Origin of the sequence: Bartonella sp. CE47NXGY, assembly GCF_042195415.1 — a bacterium.
GTDB lineage: Bacteria > Pseudomonadota > Alphaproteobacteria > Rhizobiales > Rhizobiaceae > Bartonella.
On the sequence record NZ_JBHIOI010000002.1, the window covers coordinates 139,088 to 157,095 of the forward strand.

14 protein-coding genes and 1 tRNA gene are annotated in these 18,008 nt (G+C 38.0%); 9 read left to right on the forward strand and 6 right to left on the reverse strand.

Features of this window, described 5'->3' with window-relative positions; genetic code table 11:
• The 3 genes from argB (at position 1) to lepA (ending at position 5,100) form a co-directional block, all read left to right on the forward strand.
• Complete coding sequence (gene argB / locus ACFIL3_RS01710; protein WP_375612884.1) at positions 1 to 906, forward strand: acetylglutamate kinase; 906 nt, start codon at positions 1 to 3, stop codon at positions 904 to 906.
• Positions 907 to 938: 32 nt separating this feature from the next.
• Positions 939 to 1,853: a DMT family transporter gene (locus ACFIL3_RS01715; RefSeq protein WP_273790236.1), complete on the forward strand. Its 915-nt coding sequence runs from the start codon at positions 939 to 941 to the stop codon at positions 1,851 to 1,853.
• Positions 1,854 to 3,294: 1,441 nt separating this feature from the next.
• Positions 3,295 to 5,100 (forward strand): translation elongation factor 4, encoded by a 1,806-nt coding sequence (lepA, locus tag ACFIL3_RS01720; protein ID WP_375611467.1) that lies wholly within the window; start codon positions 3,295 to 3,297, stop codon positions 5,098 to 5,100.
• Between the two features lie 575 nt (positions 5,101 to 5,675).
• Here lepA and dapD read toward each other — a convergent pair.
• A complete protein-coding gene (gene dapD, locus ACFIL3_RS01725; RefSeq protein WP_375611393.1) occupies positions 5,676 to 6,524 on the reverse strand; it encodes a 2,3,4,5-tetrahydropyridine-2,6-dicarboxylate N-succinyltransferase in 849 nt (282 codons plus the stop codon).
• 106 nt (positions 6,525 to 6,630) lie between these two features.
• On the opposite strand from dapD, the gene ACFIL3_RS01730 reads away from it, so the two are divergent.
• Entirely contained in the window at positions 6,631 to 7,494 is an 864-nt protein-coding gene (locus tag ACFIL3_RS01730; protein WP_375681788.1) for an LOG family protein, read from the forward strand.
• Between the two features lie 32 nt (positions 7,495 to 7,526).
• Here ACFIL3_RS01730 and truA read toward each other — a convergent pair whose 3' ends face one another.
• From truA to def, 3 genes are read right to left on the reverse strand one after another with little or no spacing between them, the layout of a single operon-like run.
• Entirely contained in the window at positions 7,527 to 8,270 is a 744-nt protein-coding gene (gene truA, locus ACFIL3_RS01735) for a tRNA pseudouridine(38-40) synthase TruA (RefSeq protein ID WP_375612809.1), read from the reverse strand.
• A gap of 1 nt (position 8,271) precedes the next feature.
• Entirely contained in the window at positions 8,272 to 9,201 is a 930-nt protein-coding gene (gene fmt / locus ACFIL3_RS01740) for a methionyl-tRNA formyltransferase (RefSeq protein ID WP_375620855.1), read from the reverse strand.
• Positions 9,201 to 9,737 (reverse strand): peptide deformylase, encoded by a 537-nt coding sequence (gene def / locus ACFIL3_RS01745; RefSeq protein ID WP_375620854.1) that lies wholly within the window; start codon positions 9,735 to 9,737, stop codon positions 9,201 to 9,203. Before def ends, fmt begins: the two co-directional genes overlap by 1 nt.
• Positions 9,738 to 9,827: 90 nt before the next feature.
• Here def and ACFIL3_RS01750 point away from each other — a divergent pair, with 90 nt between their 5' ends.
• The gene (locus tag ACFIL3_RS01750) at positions 9,828 to 11,009 is read left to right on the forward strand and encodes a DNA recombination protein RmuC (RefSeq protein WP_375612812.1); all 1,182 of its coding nucleotides are present in this window, start codon (positions 9,828 to 9,830) and stop codon (positions 11,007 to 11,009) included.
• 111 nt (positions 11,010 to 11,120) lie between these two features.
• A complete protein-coding gene (locus ACFIL3_RS01755) occupies positions 11,121 to 11,708 on the forward strand; it encodes a hypothetical protein (RefSeq protein WP_375612813.1) in 588 nt (195 codons plus the stop codon).
• Between the two features lie 1,598 nt (positions 11,709 to 13,306).
• Here the strand turns inward: ACFIL3_RS01755 and ACFIL3_RS01760 are convergent.
• Positions 13,307 to 13,382: transfer RNA gene (locus ACFIL3_RS01760), tRNA-Ala, on the reverse strand.
• Between the two features lie 117 nt (positions 13,383 to 13,499).
• On the reverse strand, positions 13,500 to 13,880 hold the full coding sequence (locus tag ACFIL3_RS01765; RefSeq protein ID WP_375611400.1) for a TIGR02300 family protein: 381 nt from the start codon (positions 13,878 to 13,880) through the stop codon (positions 13,500 to 13,502).
• Positions 13,881 to 14,067: 187 nt separating this feature from the next.
• On the opposite strand from ACFIL3_RS01765, the gene aroA reads away from it, so the two are divergent.
• The 3 genes from aroA (at position 14,068) to rpsA (ending at position 17,872) form a co-directional block, all read left to right on the forward strand.
• The gene (gene aroA / locus ACFIL3_RS01770; protein ID WP_375611401.1) at positions 14,068 to 15,396 is read left to right on the forward strand and encodes a 3-phosphoshikimate 1-carboxyvinyltransferase; all 1,329 of its coding nucleotides are present in this window, start codon (positions 14,068 to 14,070) and stop codon (positions 15,394 to 15,396) included.
• Positions 15,393 to 16,040, forward strand: coding sequence for a (d)CMP kinase (gene cmk, locus ACFIL3_RS01775; RefSeq protein WP_375611402.1), 648 nt, complete (start codon positions 15,393 to 15,395; stop codon positions 16,038 to 16,040). Before aroA ends, cmk begins: the two co-directional genes overlap by 4 nt.
• Positions 16,041 to 16,171: 131 nt before the next feature.
• Positions 16,172 to 17,872 carry a 30S ribosomal protein S1 gene (rpsA, locus tag ACFIL3_RS01780; protein WP_026500132.1) on the forward strand — a complete coding sequence of 567 codons (1,701 nt, stop codon included), beginning with the start codon at positions 16,172 to 16,174 and terminating at the stop codon, positions 17,870 to 17,872.
• Positions 17,873 to 18,008 lie beyond the last annotated feature (136 nt).

An 18,008-nucleotide genomic window follows, 5' to 3' on the forward strand; every position in this document is an offset into this window, starting at 1 on the left:
ATGGATGATGCTAAAAACGGTGATGTAGATGTTTTGGAAAAACAAGCAGCATTTTTATCGTCTGCTTTACCTTATATGCAAAAATATGAAAATGAAACGGTCGTGGTAAAATATGGCGGCCATGCTATGGGTGATCCTGCTTTGGGGCGAGCATTTGCGCGTGATATTGCTCTATTAAAGCAATCGGGGATTAATCCTGTTGTTGTTCATGGTGGTGGTCCTCAAATTGCTGAAATTTTAATGAAAATGGGGATTGAATCACGATTTGAAAACGGACTACGGGTAACCGATGAGCGGATCGTTGAAGTGGTTGAAATGGTTTTAGCGGGTTCCATAAATAAAGAAATTGTTGCTCTCATCAATGCTGAGGGTGAATGGGCAATAGGATTATGCGGCAAGGATGGCAATATGGTTTTTGCCGAAAAGGCTTATAAAACTGTCATTGATCCTGATTCGCATATTGAACGTGTTTTAGATTTGGGGTTTGTTGGTGAGCCTGTTGAAGTTGACCGCACATTGCTAGATCTTTTAGCATCTTCTGAAATGATACCAGTTCTTGCTCCTGTAGCTCCAGGACGCGATGGTAAAACTTATAATATCAATGCTGATATTTTTGCTGGAGCTATTGCTGGTGCATTAGAGGCTAAACGCCTTTTATTTCTCACTGATGTTCCTGGTGTTTTGGATAAACAGGGTAAACTTTTAAAAGAATTGACAGTTGCTGAAGCTGAGAAATTTATTAAAAATGGGACAATTTCAGGAGGCATGATTCCAAAAGTAGAGACTTGTATAAAAGCCCTTCAAAATGGCGTGGAAGGTGTTGTCATTTTAAATGGTAAAACTCCTCATTCTGTTTTACTAGAGCTGTTTACCGAACAGGGAGTTGGAACGCTTATTGTTTCATAAATTGTGGGGAAAATTGGAAGAGAAAGTTTTTCATGGTGAATCTAAAACAGTTTAAATATCCTTTATTAAGTAAGCCAGAATTGGCAATATTTACTGCGACAATATTGTGGGGCGTTACATTTTTAGTCATTCACATTGCGGTACGCTATAGTGGTCCTCTGTTTTTTGTTGGATTTCGTTTTATTGTTGCATCTCTTATATGTGGGGTAATTTTTTGGCGCTCTATAAAAGGTATAACTGTTTATGAAGTTTTCGCTGGGATGGCAATAGGTTTAGCCATGTTTTTTGGTTATGCTTTTCAAGCAGCTGGACTTCAAACAATTATTAGTAGTCAGTCAGCTTTTATCACAGCGCTTTATGTACCGATGGTTCCAATCTTGCAATGGATTGTTTTTAAAAAACCTCCCCGTTTAGCTTGTTGGATTGGCATTATTTTCGCTTTTATTGGGCTTGTATTTATTTCAGGACAAAAGCCGGGAAATTTTGATTTTTCAAAAGGCGAAATTTTAACTTTGTTAGGCGCTTTAGCGATTGCTGGAGAAGTCATACTCATCGGAATTTTTGCGAACAAGGTTGATAGTCGGCGTGTAACCATTATTCAGTTATTTTTTAGTGGTTTTTTTTCATTTGCTTGTATGCCTTTGATGGGAGAAAGCATTCCTGAATTTTCGTGGGTTTGGTTTAATATTGGTATAGGATTGGCATTAATGAGTGCCATCATTCAATTAGCTATGAATTGGGCACAAAAGTCTATTTCCCCTACGCGTGCGACACTCATTTACGCAGGTGAACCGGTATGGGCTGGTATTGTTGGGCGTTTGGCTGGAGAACATTTATCTCCCTTAGCTTTATTGGGCGGTTTGCTTATTCTGATTGGGATCATTGTGGCTGAATTACAACCTTCACAATGGCGTAAAAAAAATAAAGCAATTAAAAAAATTGATTAGCTATACATTTTTTTATTATGATTTTATTGCATGAGATTTTTGCTTGTAGAGTTTTCATTTTTGGAGCTTTTTTAATATTAAGATGATTAAGAAGTTCTATAAATTATTCCAGTTTTTGCATGCCAAATTGGAGAAATAGTATACTTCTATCTGTTTGTCTAATTTCTAAACCGGGCAGACAATCTTCATTGAGCCAAAACATGAGGTGATATAAAGGTAAAAATTAACGCTCATCTTTAAATTCGGCTTTAACAACTTTCAAAAACATCTACAGTAGTGTTTTTGAATAATGAAAATTACGCACTGTCGCACGTTGTTTCTTTTGTCCTTTAATAGAGTTACGCTTCTCACGCAAAATAGAACGCCCAAAGTATCCCCATAACGTTGTACATTAAAGCGTTTTTTTAAAGATAATTTTCTCAATATACATCATATTCATTGACGGTTTGCATGAAGTATAGAAAAACCACAGAGCATTATCATTTTACTTAAAATAAAAGGCACGAGCATTTTCTTTATCTGTTCTCAATATTACGATAGCTTTTGGCATTTGAAAGAGAGAGGTATTTTTACTCATTTCTTAAACGTTTTTATCCATACACTAGCTCTGTTTTATAATGGGGGAGCAAAAAATTTATTGATTCATTATGAGAAGATTTAAAATGAGAGAAGCTCGCGATATTCAGAGCTTTAATTTAAATTGCAAAACAATAAACGATCATTATAAATCAATGCGTTATCCAATGAATCGAAGAGGATTTGTGTGTTTTATATTTAATGAAGGAAGGGAGGAGTTGTATAAAAAGGACATAAAAACTTTGCTCAATAAAGCCTATTTCTAAAGTTTTAAAAATTAAGAAGAAACTCCCTCGATATTCATGTTATCTTATATAAGATTGCTAAAAAAGAAGATTATTGCGTACAAATAAAAAAGCATTTCTTGCGAATTTATTGCAAGCCTAAATGATATACACGCCCATCATATAAATATGATAATACATTGATTTATAATTATAATATATCATTATTCACATTGAATTAGAACCCTGAATACCGTAAAATTTTCTCACGTCAAATCATTTTCATGTTAAATCAATCCAAATCACTTGCTTACACGTCACAAGTGGGTGGGGGCATGTGGGTAAAGACTGTACAAGAAAGGCATATCTCTTATAAACTTTTTCAAGTGTAAAGGATCGTCGCAATATTGGAGATTGGCAAAGTGTGTGATGGTGCTAGCTTACTACAGCATATGAGTTATCAAATAAGATGCGAAAGGATCATTTTAGCAGCCTTGGATTTAATTTAGCAAATAAAGCCTCATTTTTTAGGCTATAAAAAGTTGTGTTTTGAGAAGCTTTTTAGGTTTATATTCTTTTGATAGAAGCCGGAACATAATTGGTCTTTGCGTTTTGTATTATTCTTTGCTAAATCGCCTTATATGACAATAGATCGTAATTATATTCGTAATTTTTCCATCGTGGCGCATATTGATCACGGCAAATCAACTTTAGCTGATCGTTTGATTCAAATAACAGGTGGGCTTGATACACGTGAGATGAAAGAACAAGTACTCGATTCCATGGATATTGAGCGTGAACGTGGAATTACTATTAAAGCACAAACGGTACGTTTACACTATAAGGCAAAGAATGGTGAAACCTATATTTTAAATCTTATGGATACACCTGGTCATGTGGATTTTGCTTATGAGGTTTCGCGTTCATTGGCAGCTTGTGAAGGTTCTCTGTTGGTGGTGGATGCAAGCCAAGGCGTAGAGGCGCAGACGTTAGCAAATGTTTATCAAGCCATTGATAATTCCCATGAGTTGGTTGTTGTTCTCAATAAAGTTGATCTTCCAGCAGCAGAACCTGAGCGTGTTAAAGAACAAATTGAAGATGTAATAGGCATTGATACATCTCAAGCAGTAGAAATATCAGCAAAAACAGGTTTGGGTGTTCCTGATGTTCTGGAGGCAATTGTTGCACAATTACCACCTCCACATACAGGCGATGTTGCAAATCCCTTGAAAGCAATGTTGGTTGATAGCTGGTATGATGCATATCTTGGTGTCATTGTTTTGGTACGGGTGATAGATGGTATTTTAAAAAAAGGCCAAACCATTCGTATGATGGGTACAGGAGCAAAATATCCAGTTGAGCGCGTTGGGGTGTTTACACCTAAAATGGTACAGGTTGATGAATTAGGACCGGGCGAGATTGGTTTTATCACTGCTTCTATCAAAGAGGTAGCAGATACACGGGTTGGGGATACGATTACTGAAGAGCGCCGTCCTTGTGAAAATGCTTTACCTGGTTTTAAGCCTGCGCAACCGGTTGTCTTTTGTGGACTTTTTCCAATTGATGCTGCCGATTTTGATGATTTGCGTGCAGCCATGGGCAAATTACGCTTAAATGATGCGAGTTTTTCTTTTGAAATGGAAACATCTGCGGCTTTGGGGTTTGGTTTTCGCTGTGGCTTTTTGGGACTTCTGCATCTTGAAATTATTCAAGAGCGATTAGAGCGTGAGTTTAATTTGGATTTAATCGCGACAGCACCTTCGGTTGTTTATCGCATGAATATGAATGATGGTTCTGTTAAAGAGTTGCACAATCCAGCGGATATGCCTGATGTGGTTAAAATTTCTTCCATAGAAGAACCGTGGATTCGGGCGACAATCATGACTCCTGATAATTATCTTGGGTCAATTTTAGAGCTATGCCAAGAGCGGCGCGGGGTACAGGTTGGGTTATCCTATGTTGGAACCCGTGCTATGGTAACGTATGATTTACCACTGAATGAAGTTGTTTTTGATTTTTATGACCGGCTAAAATCAATCTCAAAGGGTTATGCTTCTTTTGATTATCAAATGACAGATTATGCAGAAGGTGATTTAGTTAAAATGTCTATTTTGGTGAATGGAGAGCCTATTGATGCATTATCGATGCTTGTTCACCGCACGATTGCAGAAAAGCGTGGGCGTTCAATGTGCGAAAAACTGAAAGATCTTATTCCTCAGCATATGTTTCAGATTCCAGTTCAAGCGGCTATTGGTGGTAAAGTTATAGCGCGCGAAACGATTCGTGCTTTGCGTAAAGATGTAACAGCGAAATGTTACGGGGGTGATGTTACGCGTAAGCGCAAACTTTTGGAAAAGCAAAAAGAAGGCAAAAAGCGGATGCGCCAATTTGGAAAAGTAGAAATTCCACAATCGGCATTTATTCAAGCGCTCAAAATGAACAAATAATGAAAAAAGGGGTATTTTCTCTCATTGATTGCGCTTTTGCTTTTGTCGATTGGTTCAGGTGTTTAAAGAACACTTTTAAATAGAATTGCGTCGTGCTTCATGTTCTTGTGTATTGCATAATGGTGTCACTTTCTCACGTAAAACAGAATGCTTTAAACAAAATACATTTATGTTGCATATTGGCGTGCTCGTTTTCGTAAATCATCACTCAATACATCAAACTCCATTTCACAACGGGGGCTGTGAAAAATATAACGTAAAATACACTGTGAATGATATAAAGTCCATTTGGCATTACCGCTTTTACGCGTCAGAAAGGTGCAAAGCGCACCCATCATACTCTTTTTCAGCTCAAAATATTATGACAGTCCTTATCACTTGAGAGAATTCATTAAAGGTATTTCACTCTTTTCTTAAAGTGTTTCTTACCCACATACCAACTGTGTTTGTAACGTGCAAGGAAATGATAGTGATTGATTCACTATGAAAGGATTTGAAATGAGAGAATCCTTGTATTCGAGGTTATTATTCAAGTTAAAAAACGAGGAAATATTATTATGCATTAATCTTGTTGTCTAAGAACGTAAAAGATCATTAATGGATGTTTTTTCTCGTGTTTTTTGATCAACGCGTTTTACAATAACAGCACAATAAAGGTTTGGGCCTGCTTCACCATTTGGTAAAGGTTTTCCAGGGAGAGAACCTGGTACAACCACTGAATAGGCTGGTACTTCACCAATAAAAATTTCACCTGTTGTACGATCAATAATCTTTGTTGATTTTCCAATAAAGACTCCCATTCCCAAAACAGCACCTTCACGGATAATACAGCCTTCAACAATTTCAGAGCGAGCACCGATAAAGCAATGATCTTCAATGATTGTTGGATTTGCTTGCAGTGGTTCTAAAACACCTCCAATACCAACACCGCCAGAAAGATGGACATGTTTACCAATTTGTGCACAAGAACCAACGGTGGTCCATGTATCAACCATTGTGCCCTCATCGATAAAAGCACCAAGATTGACAAAGGATGGCATCAATATAACATTGGGTGCAATGTAAGCAGAATGACGTACAATGGCTCCAGGAACGGAACGGAAATCAGCACTTTTAAAATCTGCCTCTTGCCAACCAGAGAATTTTGAAGGAACTTTATCCCACCAATGTGTCCCATTGATTCCACCAGTAATAATTTGCATAGGATTAAGCCGAAAAGAGAGTAAAACCGCTTTTTTCAACCATTGATGAACATGCCATTGTCCATTTTTTTGTCGTTCTGCAACACGGATTTCACCTTTATCAAGAAGGTTCAATGCATGTTCAACACTCTCACGTATTTCGCCTTTTGTGGTAGTATCGATAGAATCGCGATCGTCAAAAGCTTGTTCGATAATAATTTCAAGTTGTGTGATATGGGTCATGACGAGAGTTCCGTTAAACAAGTTGAAAGCTTCAAGATTTATTCTCTATGAACTACGCGAAGAAATGTGTTCAGTCAATAAAACGATGAGGAAGTAGGACAGGTGCATGAAAAAAGGCTGTAAAGAAAAAAGAAAAAGGGAGCAAGAAAACTGGACACCACTTCTCCATGCGAAGGATACGCTACAACAAATCCATAAAGTCTCTAATTCAGTACAGGTGCGTTCGTCTACTTATCGTTTAGCCTATATCGATCAAGAGTTTATGATGCGTCCAGAGTTGCGCTCACAACGTATTAGTCTTGAATTTTTAAAGCCGGAAATAACCCTTAAAGAATATAATATTCAATCAACAGTTGTTTTGTTTGGTGGTGCGCGTATTCCTGAACCTGGGCAAGCAGCGTGGGCTGCAAAGAATGAAATACAAAAGAAAAATTTGCGTGCTATGTCACATTATTACGATGAAGCAAGAGAGTTTGCACGTTTGTGCTCACTCTATTCTGCTACGACACAATATCGTGAATTTGTAGTTATTACAGGGGGCGGACCAGGAATCATGGAGGCGGGAAATCGTGGTGCTTGTGATGTTGGTGCCCCAACGATTGGCTTGAATATTATTTTACCACATGAGCAGGAGCCTAATTCGTATGTGTCACCGCATTTGTGTTTTAATTTCCACTATTTGGGGATGCGCAAAATGCATTTTTTAGTACGAGCGAAAGCCCTAGCCATTTTCCCTGGCGGATTTGGAACTCTGGATGAACTGTTTGAGACGCTAACTTTAGTACAGACGGGGCGTATGAAACAGGTACCAATTTTATTGTTTGGCAAAGAATTTTGGAGCAATACTGTCAATTTTGAGTATCTGTCTGCACAAGGTACAATTTCTCCTACTGATATTAATTTTGTGAAATTTGTTAATACAGCAGCAGAAGCTTTTGAAGAAATTCGTTCTTTTTATAAACTGCCTTAACGACTTTTGAGATGCTCACTCTTGAAGGATAATTAATACTCTACTTTGGTTAAATAAAGTCCTGAGGGGGGGGCAACAACACCACAACGTTTACGATCTTTAGCATGAAGAGCTGTTTCGAGATCTTGAGCTGTCCAACGTCCAATACCCACTTCCATGAGGCTTCCTGCGAATGAACGGATTTGATGATGAAGAAAAGAACGAGCTTGTGCATAAAGGAAAATTTCTTCACCTTCTCTTTGAATATCGAGACGTTCAAGGGTGCGAATAGGGCTTTTGGCTTGGCAATGTGCTGAACGGAAAGTTGTAAAATCATGTTGTCCTACAAGCTTTTGCGCAGCTTCATGCATGGCTTCAGCATGAAGAGGTTTTGGTATCCACCACACGCGTTTGGCATTTAAAGCTGGTGGAGAGCGACGATTAAGTATTTTAAAAAGATAATGGCGTTTTACAGCGGAAAATCGTGCATCAAAGTCATCAGGGACATTTTCTACATTTAAGATTGAAATCGCCTCTCCCTGTTTACGTAAAAGAGCATTGAGCGCGTCACGCACAGTATGGGAGAGCCAGTTTTTTTCAAAATCAACATGCGCAACTTGTCCCGTAGCATGTACGCCCGCATCGGTTCTTCCTGCTGTTGTTATGGTCAATTGTTGTCCACTAAAGCAAAAAATTGCTTGTTCAAGAGCTCCTTGTATCGTGTGAAGTTTTGCTTGACGCTGCCAACCAGCATAATTTGAACCATCATATTCAAGAGTGAGTTTAAAACGTGGCATCTTAAAAAACAGCAGAAATATGAGCACCTCGCAAAAAGGTTGCGCACTCAAGAATTTTACCGCCAGATCTTTGGAGAGAGGTTATTTCTATACGTCCTTGCCCACAATGGATAATCAAAGAATCTGGTTCTATCCGTCCAATTTCAAGAGAAGGACCTGTTGTTAAACGACTATCAAGAATTTTTACACGTTCTTCTCGTCCACCGATATTCATATTGCACCAGCAACTAGGAGAGGGAGAGAGCGCGCGAATATGCCTATGAATAAACTCTGCAGGTTTTGTCCAATCAATGCGGGTCTCTTCTTTTCTAATTTTGGCGGCATAGGTGATGCCTTCTTCTGATTGTGGGGTCAGTTTAAGTTGTCCTTTTTCAAGAGTGGATAAAGTCTCTACCATAAGTTCTGCGCCAATATGTGAAAGTCTGTTTGAAAGCTCAGCAGTGGTGGTGTTATCAGTAATGGGGATGGAGCGAGAAAGAGCGATAGGCCCCGTATCAAGTCCTTCATCCATTTTCATGATCATGATACCTGTTTCTTTATCACCAGCCATAATTGCTCGTTGAATAGGCGCAGCACCACGCCAACGTGGTAAGAGTGAAGCGTGGGCATTAAAACAACCAAAACGTGGCGTTTCGAGAATAGCTTTGGGTAAAAGGAGTCCATAAGCCACCACAATAGCAGCATCAACAGAAAGTGCTGCAAATTGCTCCTGTTGTTCGATTGTTTTGAGTGTTTGAGGCGTGAAGACAGGAATGGATTTTTCTTTTGCTACGGTGTGAACAGCGGAGGGGATTAATTTAAGTCCTCGACGTCCTGCTGGACGAGGGGGTTGACTATAAACAGCAACAACATCATGACCTGCATCCAATAAAGCATGTAAAATAGGAACAGAAAAATCTGGTGTTCCCATAAAACTTAATCGTAAAGCCATTACAAAACTGCTTCCTGCATGTTTTTTTCTTTTGCGCGTTTTTTAAATTTTCGTATCACCATATCGCGTTTGATCTTTGAAATGTAATCAATAAAAAGGCGCCCATCTAAATGATCAATTTCATGCTGCAAGCAAGTTGCTAAGAGATCGTCTGCTTCAATTTCTGTTTGTTTTCCTTCACGGTTCTGATAGCGAACACGAAGGCGTTTAGGACGTTCAACCTCTGCAAAATAATCAGGAATAGAAAGACAACCTTCTTTGTAAATATTACGCTCATCTGAAAGCCATAAAATTTCAGGGTTGATAATAACAAGTGGTTTTTTCTGCTCATCTTCAGAATTTCCAGAGACATCTATAACCAACATACGTAGCGGTATACCAATTTGAATAGCAGCAAGACCAACGCCTTTAGCATTATACATGGTTTCCAACATGTCATCCGCAAGTTTTTGGAGAGCTGAATCGACCTGCTCAACAGGTTTGGACACTTCCCGTAAAATCGGATCAGGTAAAGTAACTAAAGATCTCATTGGCATAAGTAGAGATTAATCAATGGTTTGTTATTGGTCAATATTGAATAACGGATTCTTGCGTTTTTTTACAATAAGAGCGTTATATTACAATTTATGTTTGATTCGTTTTTTTCCATACTCGCTGGTGATTTTTTTTCTAAACTAATGCTTTTGCTTTTATTTATACTTGTCTGTTTGGCATTTTTTATGTTGATACATTCTCATCGAAAAAAAGCATTTTTGGAAAATGAAATTGCTGAACGCGCACGTGAGGCACAAATGCAGATGGCTACCTTGCTGAAAACACAAGCTGAAATGCAAGGACGAATGCAAACGATGGCGGAAATTTTTGGTCAACGGCAGGCTGAATTGAATAAATCACTCAGTGAGCAACTCAATGGGATGACAACAAGCTTAGGCCAAACACTTCAGGTACAGACCAAATCCACTTATGAAAATTTGAATCGTTTGCAAGAGCGTTTAGCAGTGATTGATGCAGCACAAAATAATATTCAATCGCTTACGGGACAAGTTGTTCAGTTGCAGTCCATTTTAAGCAATAAGCAGACGCGTGGTACTTTCGGTCAAGGGCGGATGGAAGCAATTATTGCCGATGCCTTACCAACAAACGCTTATGCTTTTCAGGCTGTTCTTTCCAATGGAAAGCGCCCAGATTGTCTCATTCATATGCCCAATAAAGCTCCTTCTCTTGTTGTTGATGCTAAATTTCCTCTGGAAGCTTGGAATGCTATGCGTAAGGCAGAATCAGCGCAAGAGCGTCAAGAGGCAGAACGCCAATTTCGTACCGATATGGAAGTTCATATTCGTGATATTGCACAAAAATATTTGATTCCTGGAGAAACCCATGACACTGCTTTCCTTTTTGTGCCATCTGAATCGATTTTCGCAACAATTTATGAGGACTTTGAGGCATTGGTACAAAAATCCAATAGAGCCCATGTGATTATTGTTTCACCATCTTTGTTGATGCTCTCTGTCCAAGTGGTACAAACCATTATGAAAGATGCGCGTATGCGTGAACAAGCGCATTTAATTCAATCAGAAGTAGCAAAATTGATGGAAGATTTTGGACGAATGGATACGCGTGTTCGCGCACTACAGAAGCACTTTCATAAAGCAGGTGAAGATATAGAGGGAATTTTGATATCGTCCTCCAAAATCATGAAACGGGCAAATCGCATTGAAACTGTCGAATTAAAAGAAAATTACTCTGAACCAACAAAAATGACAACATTGGCTCAGTCGCAAACATTGCGTTTTGCTGATGAGGAATAAAGCAAAGCAAGCTTCTTAGATATTACAAGTTAGATCATGTTCTTTATTGATTGGTAATCATTTTTTAGTATCTCTATCTTGTTTTATTTCTTAAACGAGAGGAATAGGAATATGCGACACCTTTTGTTTTTAGGGGCACTGGTGTTTTTGCTAGAGGGATGCGCAACAACCACTCCCATCCACACAAATAATGCTTGTGCTATTTTAGCACAAAAAAATGGTTTTTTTGACAATTGGGGTAAGGTGTCTCAAAGAGCGGAAATGCGCTATGGAATTCCTATGCCTATTATTCTTGCAACCATTAAGATGGAATCGAGCTTTCGTCACAATGCACGCCCTCCACGCAAAAAACTACTTGGTTTTATCCCATGGAAGCGTCGGTCGACAGCTTATGGTTATGCTCAAGCGCTTGATAGTACATGGGCAATGTATCTTCGCTCTACAGGAAAGTCTTTTGCATGGCGTACGAATTTCGCAGATGCTGCTGATTTTGTTGCTTGGTATCATAGCCAAAGTGTTCAACGCAATGGGGTGAGGTTTGATGATGCATATAGCCTTTATTTAAATTATCATATGGGGCATGGTGCTTATGCACGTAGTGGTGGGCATGTCAGTGCTGCGCTTTCACAGACAGCACAGCGCATGGCAAGGATATCGAGGCTCTATGAACAGCAATTAAAAAGATGTGGATGGCATTAGGGAAGATTTTTGAAAATCTCAATCAGGGAATTGATGGGATAAAATTATTCGAAAGCAAAATTCCGCATGATATGATAAAATAGTGTCGTTTTCCGATCGTTCAATGAAATAAATTGTTATTTTTTAGAATAAACTCAAGCAACAGAAAGTTTTTGCAATACACAATATATTTGAAGATACTCTCGACATTTTTACTTCCTTTGTTAAAAAAATTTATAATAGAAACCATTTTCTATTTAGTGTTGGCATTTCGCATTGGGCTAAGTACTAGAGGTTATTGAAGAAAAATTTTAAAATATAATATCATTTTTTATTTTCATTATGCGTATTACTGGCTGATTATTATATGAATATTTTCTTTGTTAAGCGTATAAAATAGCAATTAAAACAAATGCAATTCGGGCATCATAAAAAGGGTAAAATATTCAATATAAAAAAACGAGAAATGCATTAAACGAAAAAACGTTGTTTTGTATAAAGAGGGCGCTACAGTCTTCAAAAAAACTAAGTGTATTTAGTATTGTATGAAATAAAACATAGTCGTCCATCCAGTTCATCTTAATTGAAAGAAGTTATCTTATTGTATTGTAAAAATACTCCTGTTTATAGGATGATAAGGTATATGCAACTTTATACACAATGAATATTCAGGGTAGGGAATATTCAGAGAAAGATTTGTAACGCCTATGAAGTAACAAGTCAGTCTCCAATGTTGTGATAGCTTTTGCATTTGAGAATATTTATGAGAAGCATTTTTATTCTTTTTCTTAAATGGTTTAAGATATTGATTTATAAAGATAATATATCGTTATTCATATTAAAGTAAGAATCTCGAATGGCGTAGGGTTTTATCGTTTCAGATCTCTTGAGGTTGAATCAATAAAACCATTGGCTTGCACATAACAAGCACAATGGGTATGTGGATAAAAACTGTGAAAGAAAAGACTAAAAATGTTTTTTTATGAACATACATTCTCAAATGTAAGAATTATCCGTAACATTGGGAATTAGCACATATAATGATAGCACCACTTTGCTCTTACACCTCGACCTTGTTTATGACGTGCAGGGAAAAAAATTAATTGATTCAATATATTATTTAAGTGTTAATATACCTTAGTATTGAGCAGGTATACGCTACTCAAGGTGGATAATTTTTAATTGGCAGAACATCTGATCAGGCTAAAAATACTCGAAAAAAGTTCTGATTCGCAATAATTGAGAAGTATATTTTAATATTTTATTCTCTACTCTTTGTTTAAGTACTTCATATCTTTAAAAAAGATACCGGTAACCAACATATTATGATATTTGTGGAAATATTGTGGTAAAGGAAATTCAAATTTTGTCCTTTAAGACAAGGCGCAGGTTAAACAGCTCATTTTCTATTTCTGTGCAAAGCATAAAAAATTATCTACTTTCACGGTTGCGACAGTAAATTTTATAATCCAACAAATGATTAAAAATGTATTATAATATCATTAAGATGCAAGGAACAGGCGCTATTGGAATGATAATTAAATAGCACATAAACCTTTTAAATTGATGCACACATCTTTTATTATAATTGATTCCCTTGATAGAACAGTTGGTCTTTTTGGTGGAGCTAAGCGGGATCGAACCGCTGACCTCTTGCATGCCATGCAAGCGCTCTCCCAGCTGAGCTATAGCCCCTATAAAAACAAATTGTCCCAAAAAGACAGTATACAATTCCAGCTTTTCTAGAACGATCAAAATTGAAGATCAAGAAGAATTTACATTCAATAGAAAAGATGTCCTCTTTTACTTCTTTTAAGCATCGTCATCATTAGAAACACCGCCTCCGAGAATATCAGTAACGTCATCATCTTCATCGTCACCATCATGAGACAAAAATGTATCATCATCATCACCAAGATCTACATCACTATCTTCTAAATCAGGAAGATCGTCATCTTTAGAATCCACATCATCATCTTCAAGAAGCATAAAAGCAGATTTTTCAAGTGCTGTATCAAGCTCTTCAGTATCAACTTCTTCTTCATTATTTGCTTCCGCTGCTGCAACTTCAAAGTAAGAACGCGGATAAGAAATCCCTGTATAGGGCGACACAATAGGATCGCGATTTAGATCGTAAAATTTTTTTCCTGTTTCTGGATCAACACGTTTAGTTCCAAGTTCTTGTTTTGCCATAAACCGTGCCTCTTTGATTAACTATTATTCCATTAAAAGATAAATTTTATGGTGCTTAATCGAAAAATAATACCTTTGTCAAAGATAAATACACTGTTCCACAGTGATTTTTTCATGACGTCTTTTAAAGCATGTGCTAAAGGATGCACAATTTCATAAAAGTTAGATAGAATTAAATAGAATTTCCATGCAAAAAGCAATCCCTATAACCACCTATAAATCGAGTAGTCTCTCTGGAAAAATTCAAATACCAGGAGATAAATCAATCTCTCATCGCTCTCTTATATTGGGAGGATTAGCAAGTGGTGAGACATATATTCATGGATTACTTGAAAGCGCTGATGTACTCAATACAGCTGCTGCTATGCAAGCTATGGGTGCCTGTATTATTAAAAAAGAAGACTTTTGGATCATACGAGGAACAGGGAATGGTTGCCTTTTAGCTGCACAAAAACCTTTAGACTTTGGAAACGCTGGAACAGGTGCTCGTTTGGTTATGGGAATGGTTGGTCCGTATCATATGAAAACAACCTTTATTGGTGATGCTTCTCTCTCTAAACGTCCAATGGGACGTATCCTTGATCCACTGCGTCTCATGGGGGTTGAAATTGAGGCAACGCGCGACGATCACCTTCCTTTAACGCTTTATGGTCCGAAAATGGCTAATCCGATTCGTTACCGTGTTCCAATAGCTTCCTCCCAAATTAAATCAGCAATCCTGCTTGCTGGACTCAATACCGCCGGCACTACAACTGTTATTGAACCAGTTCTGACACGAGATCATACGGAAAAAATGTTAAAAGCATTCGGTGCGCAACTTGAAATAGAAAAAGATAACGAAGGTGCGCGTTTGATTCATCTTAATGGTCAACCCCATCTTACTGGACAAACGATTCATATTCCGGGGGATCCTTCTTCTGCTGCTTTTCCAATTATCGCAGCCCTTCTTATAGAAGACTCTGATATCACCATTGAAAATGTTTTGATAAATAACTCTCGAATAGGACTTATCGAAACATTGTGGGAAATGGGTGCTCAAATTGAATTTTTGAACCGACGTCAAACAGGTGGAGAGGATGTTGCTGATCTACGGATAAAATCATCGGTCCTTAGAGGCGTTACGGTGCCCAAAGAACGTGCTCCATCGATGATAGATGAATATCCTGCTTTGGCAGTAGCAGCTGCCTTTGCAGAAGGCAAAACAGTTATGCTAGGAATTGAAGAATTGCGTGTAAAAGAATCGGATCGATTGTCTGCTGTTGCTCAAGGATTAAAAATTAATTGCGTAGACTGTGAAGAAGGTCAAGATTTTCTTATTGTTTATGGAAAAGGTTCTGCCAAAGGTTTGGGGGGTGGGTATGTTGCCACACATCTTGATCATCGAATTGCTATGTGTTTTCTCATTTTTGGGCTTGTGTCAGAAAAACCTGTTACCATTGATGATAAACGAATGATCGCTACGAGCTTTCCAGAATTTATTCCTTTTATAAAACAACTTGGGGGAAAAATCGCTTGAAGCCTTTTGTTATCGCCATTGATGGACCTGCTGCCTCAGGCAAAGGAACCTTAGCACGCAAAATTGCTGCACATTATCGCCTTCGTCATCTCGATACTGGTCTTACTTATCGTAGTGTTGCTCATACGCTTTTACAACAAAATTTAGCTCTTAATGATGAAAAAAATGCTATTATTTATGCTAAAGAACTTGATTTTAATACCTTAAATCCTTCTCTTCTTTCTTCTCATGAACTTGGTGAAGCGGCTTCAAAAATAGCAATTAACCCTGCTGTACGCAAAATTCTTGTCGAAAAACAACGCAACTTTGCTAAAGTTTTGCCCGGCTGTGTGCTTGATGGGCGTGATATCGGAACGATTGTTTGTCCTGATGCCGATATCAAGTTTTATATTCTAGCCAATGTTCAAACACGCGCCAAACGCCGCTACCAAGAGATTTTAAAAAAAGGTGTTCAAGCAAATTATCATGAAATCCTAGCTCAACTTGAACAGCGCGACAGTCGCGATATAACGCGCAAACAAAGTCCACTAAAACCAGCAAAAAACGCCCACTTGCTTGATACGTCAGAATTGAGTATAGAAGCAACATTTGAAATTGCATGCAGTTTTGTTGATCCAATCATAAAAATGCATATAATTGGATAAATTCGTTAAGGTAACTTCCAGCCTAGCGCTAACTTTTTTCCTTTATTCAAGGAAAAGGCTAGGGAGTTACTCATGTTAACACTAACCTAGCGCTCATACCTTATAATACAAGGTATATATTAGGAGTTCTTATGTCACAATACAATCCCACAACAGCGGATTTTGAAGCCCTTTTAACAGAATCTTTTCAAACTAATGATCTTAATGAAGGATCTGTTGTTAAAGGTCGTGTTATTGCAATCGAAAAAGACATGGCCATTATTGATGCTGGTCTTAAAGTCGAAGGACGTATTCCTCTCAAAGAATTTGGAGCTAAAGCAAAAGATGGTTCTTTGCAAGTTGGCGATGAAGTTGAGGTTTACATTGAACGCATTGAAAATGCGATGGGTGAAGCTGTTTTATCGCGTGAAAAAGCACGGCGCGAAGAAAGTTGGGTCCGTTTGGAGGAAAAATTCAATGCTGGTGCACGCGTTGATGGAGTGATCTTTAGCCAAGTAAAAGGTGGTTTTACAGTTGATCTTGATGGTGCCGTTGCTTTCTTGCCTCGCAGCCAAGTTGATATTCGTCCCATTCGTGATGTTTCACCCCTCATGCATAATTCACAGTCCTTTGAAATTTTGAAGATGGATCGTCGTCGTGGCAATATTGTGGTCTCACGCCGCACTGTTTTAGAAGAAAGTCGCGCTGAGCAACGTTCAGAAATCGTACAAAATCTTGAAGAAAATCAAATCGTTGAAGGTGTGGTGAAAAATATTACAGATTATGGTGCCTTTGTTGATCTTGGTGGGATTGATGGTCTCTTGCACGTTACAGATATGGCATGGCGGCGTGTTAATCACCCATCTGAAGTGCTCACAATTGGCCAAACGATTAAAGTGCAGATTATTCGCATTAATCAAGATACGCACCGTATTTCTCTTGGAATGAAACAGCTTGAAAGTGATCCTTGGGAAAGCATCAGTGTCCGGTATCCGATTGGTAAAAAAATTACGGGTGCTGTTACCAACATTACTGATTACGGTGGTTTTGTTGAAATTGAACCAGGAATCGAAGGGCTGATCCATGTTTCTGAAATGAGCTGGACAAAGAAAAATGTTCATCCTGGAAAAATTCTGTCTACATCACAAGAAGTAGAAGTGGTTGTTCTTGAGATTGATCCTTCTAAACGGCGTATTTCTCTTGGCTTAAAACAAACATTTGAAAATCCATGGGAAGCTTTTGCCAATAAATTTCCTGTCAATTCGCAAATTGAAGGAGAGGTTAAAAATAAAACAGAATTTGGTCTGTTTATTGGGCTTGAAGGCGATGTTGACGGTATGGTTCATTTGTCTGATCTTGATTGGAACCGTCCTGGTGAACAAGTTATTGATACTTATAATAAAGGCGATATCGTTAAGGCTGTGGTCCTTGATGTTGACATTGAAAAAGAGCGCATTTCTCTTGGAATTAAGCAGCTTTCCAGCGATAAAGTTGGAGAAGCAGCTGCTTCTGGCGAATTGCGAAAAGGTGCAGTTGTAACATGCGAAGTGATTGCTGTTAACGACAATGACATTGGTGTGAAATTGATTGACCACAACCTTGAGACAACCATTCGGCGTGCTGATCTTGCGCGTGATCGTGATGAGCAACGTCCTGAGCGTTTCGCAATTGGGCAAAAGGTTGATGCTCGCATCACAGCATTTGATAAAAAAACACGTAAAATTTCAGTATCGATTAAAGCTTTAGAAATTGCAGAGGAAAAAGAAGCTGTTGCACAATATGGTTCTACAGATTCAGGTGCTTCTCTTGGTGATATTCTGGGTGCAGCTTTGAAAAAACAAGAACAAGATTAATCATCAATCATTAAAGTTGGTTTTATTATTAAGGTCACTCATTAGGAGTGACCTTTTTATTTTATAAAAAAAATTGTCTGCTTATTTTTAAATTATTGAAACAAAAATTATAAATGCTTGCAAATAAAAACAAAAA

Coding starts and splice junctions, on each gene's coding strand:
- argB (WP_375612884.1), top strand. CDS start 1: ATGGATGATGCTAAAAACGGTGATGTAGATGTTTTGGAAAAACAAGCA.
- ACFIL3_RS01715 (WP_273790236.1), top strand. CDS start 939: ATGGTGAATCTAAAACAGTTTAAATATCCTTTATTAAGTAAGCCAGAA.
- lepA (WP_375611467.1), top strand. CDS start 3,295: ATGACAATAGATCGTAATTATATTCGTAATTTTTCCATCGTGGCGCAT.
- dapD (WP_375611393.1), bottom strand. CDS start 6,524: ATGACCCATATCACACAACTTGAAATTATTATCGAACAAGCTTTTGAC.
- ACFIL3_RS01730 (WP_375681788.1), top strand. CDS start 6,631: ATGAAAAAAGGCTGTAAAGAAAAAAGAAAAAGGGAGCAAGAAAACTGG.
- truA (WP_375612809.1), bottom strand. CDS start 8,270: ATGCCACGTTTTAAACTCACTCTTGAATATGATGGTTCAAATTATGCT.
- fmt (WP_375620855.1), bottom strand. CDS start 9,201: ATGGCTTTACGATTAAGTTTTATGGGAACACCAGATTTTTCTGTTCCT.
- def (WP_375620854.1), bottom strand. CDS start 9,737: ATGCCAATGAGATCTTTAGTTACTTTACCTGATCCGATTTTACGGGAA.
- ACFIL3_RS01750 (WP_375612812.1), top strand. CDS start 9,828: ATGTTTGATTCGTTTTTTTCCATACTCGCTGGTGATTTTTTTTCTAAA.
- ACFIL3_RS01755 (WP_375612813.1), top strand. CDS start 11,121: ATGCGACACCTTTTGTTTTTAGGGGCACTGGTGTTTTTGCTAGAGGGA.
- ACFIL3_RS01765 (WP_375611400.1), bottom strand. CDS start 13,880: ATGGCAAAACAAGAACTTGGAACTAAACGTGTTGATCCAGAAACAGGA.
- aroA (WP_375611401.1), top strand. CDS start 14,068: ATGCAAAAAGCAATCCCTATAACCACCTATAAATCGAGTAGTCTCTCT.
- rpsA (WP_026500132.1), top strand. CDS start 16,172: ATGTCACAATACAATCCCACAACAGCGGATTTTGAAGCCCTTTTAACA.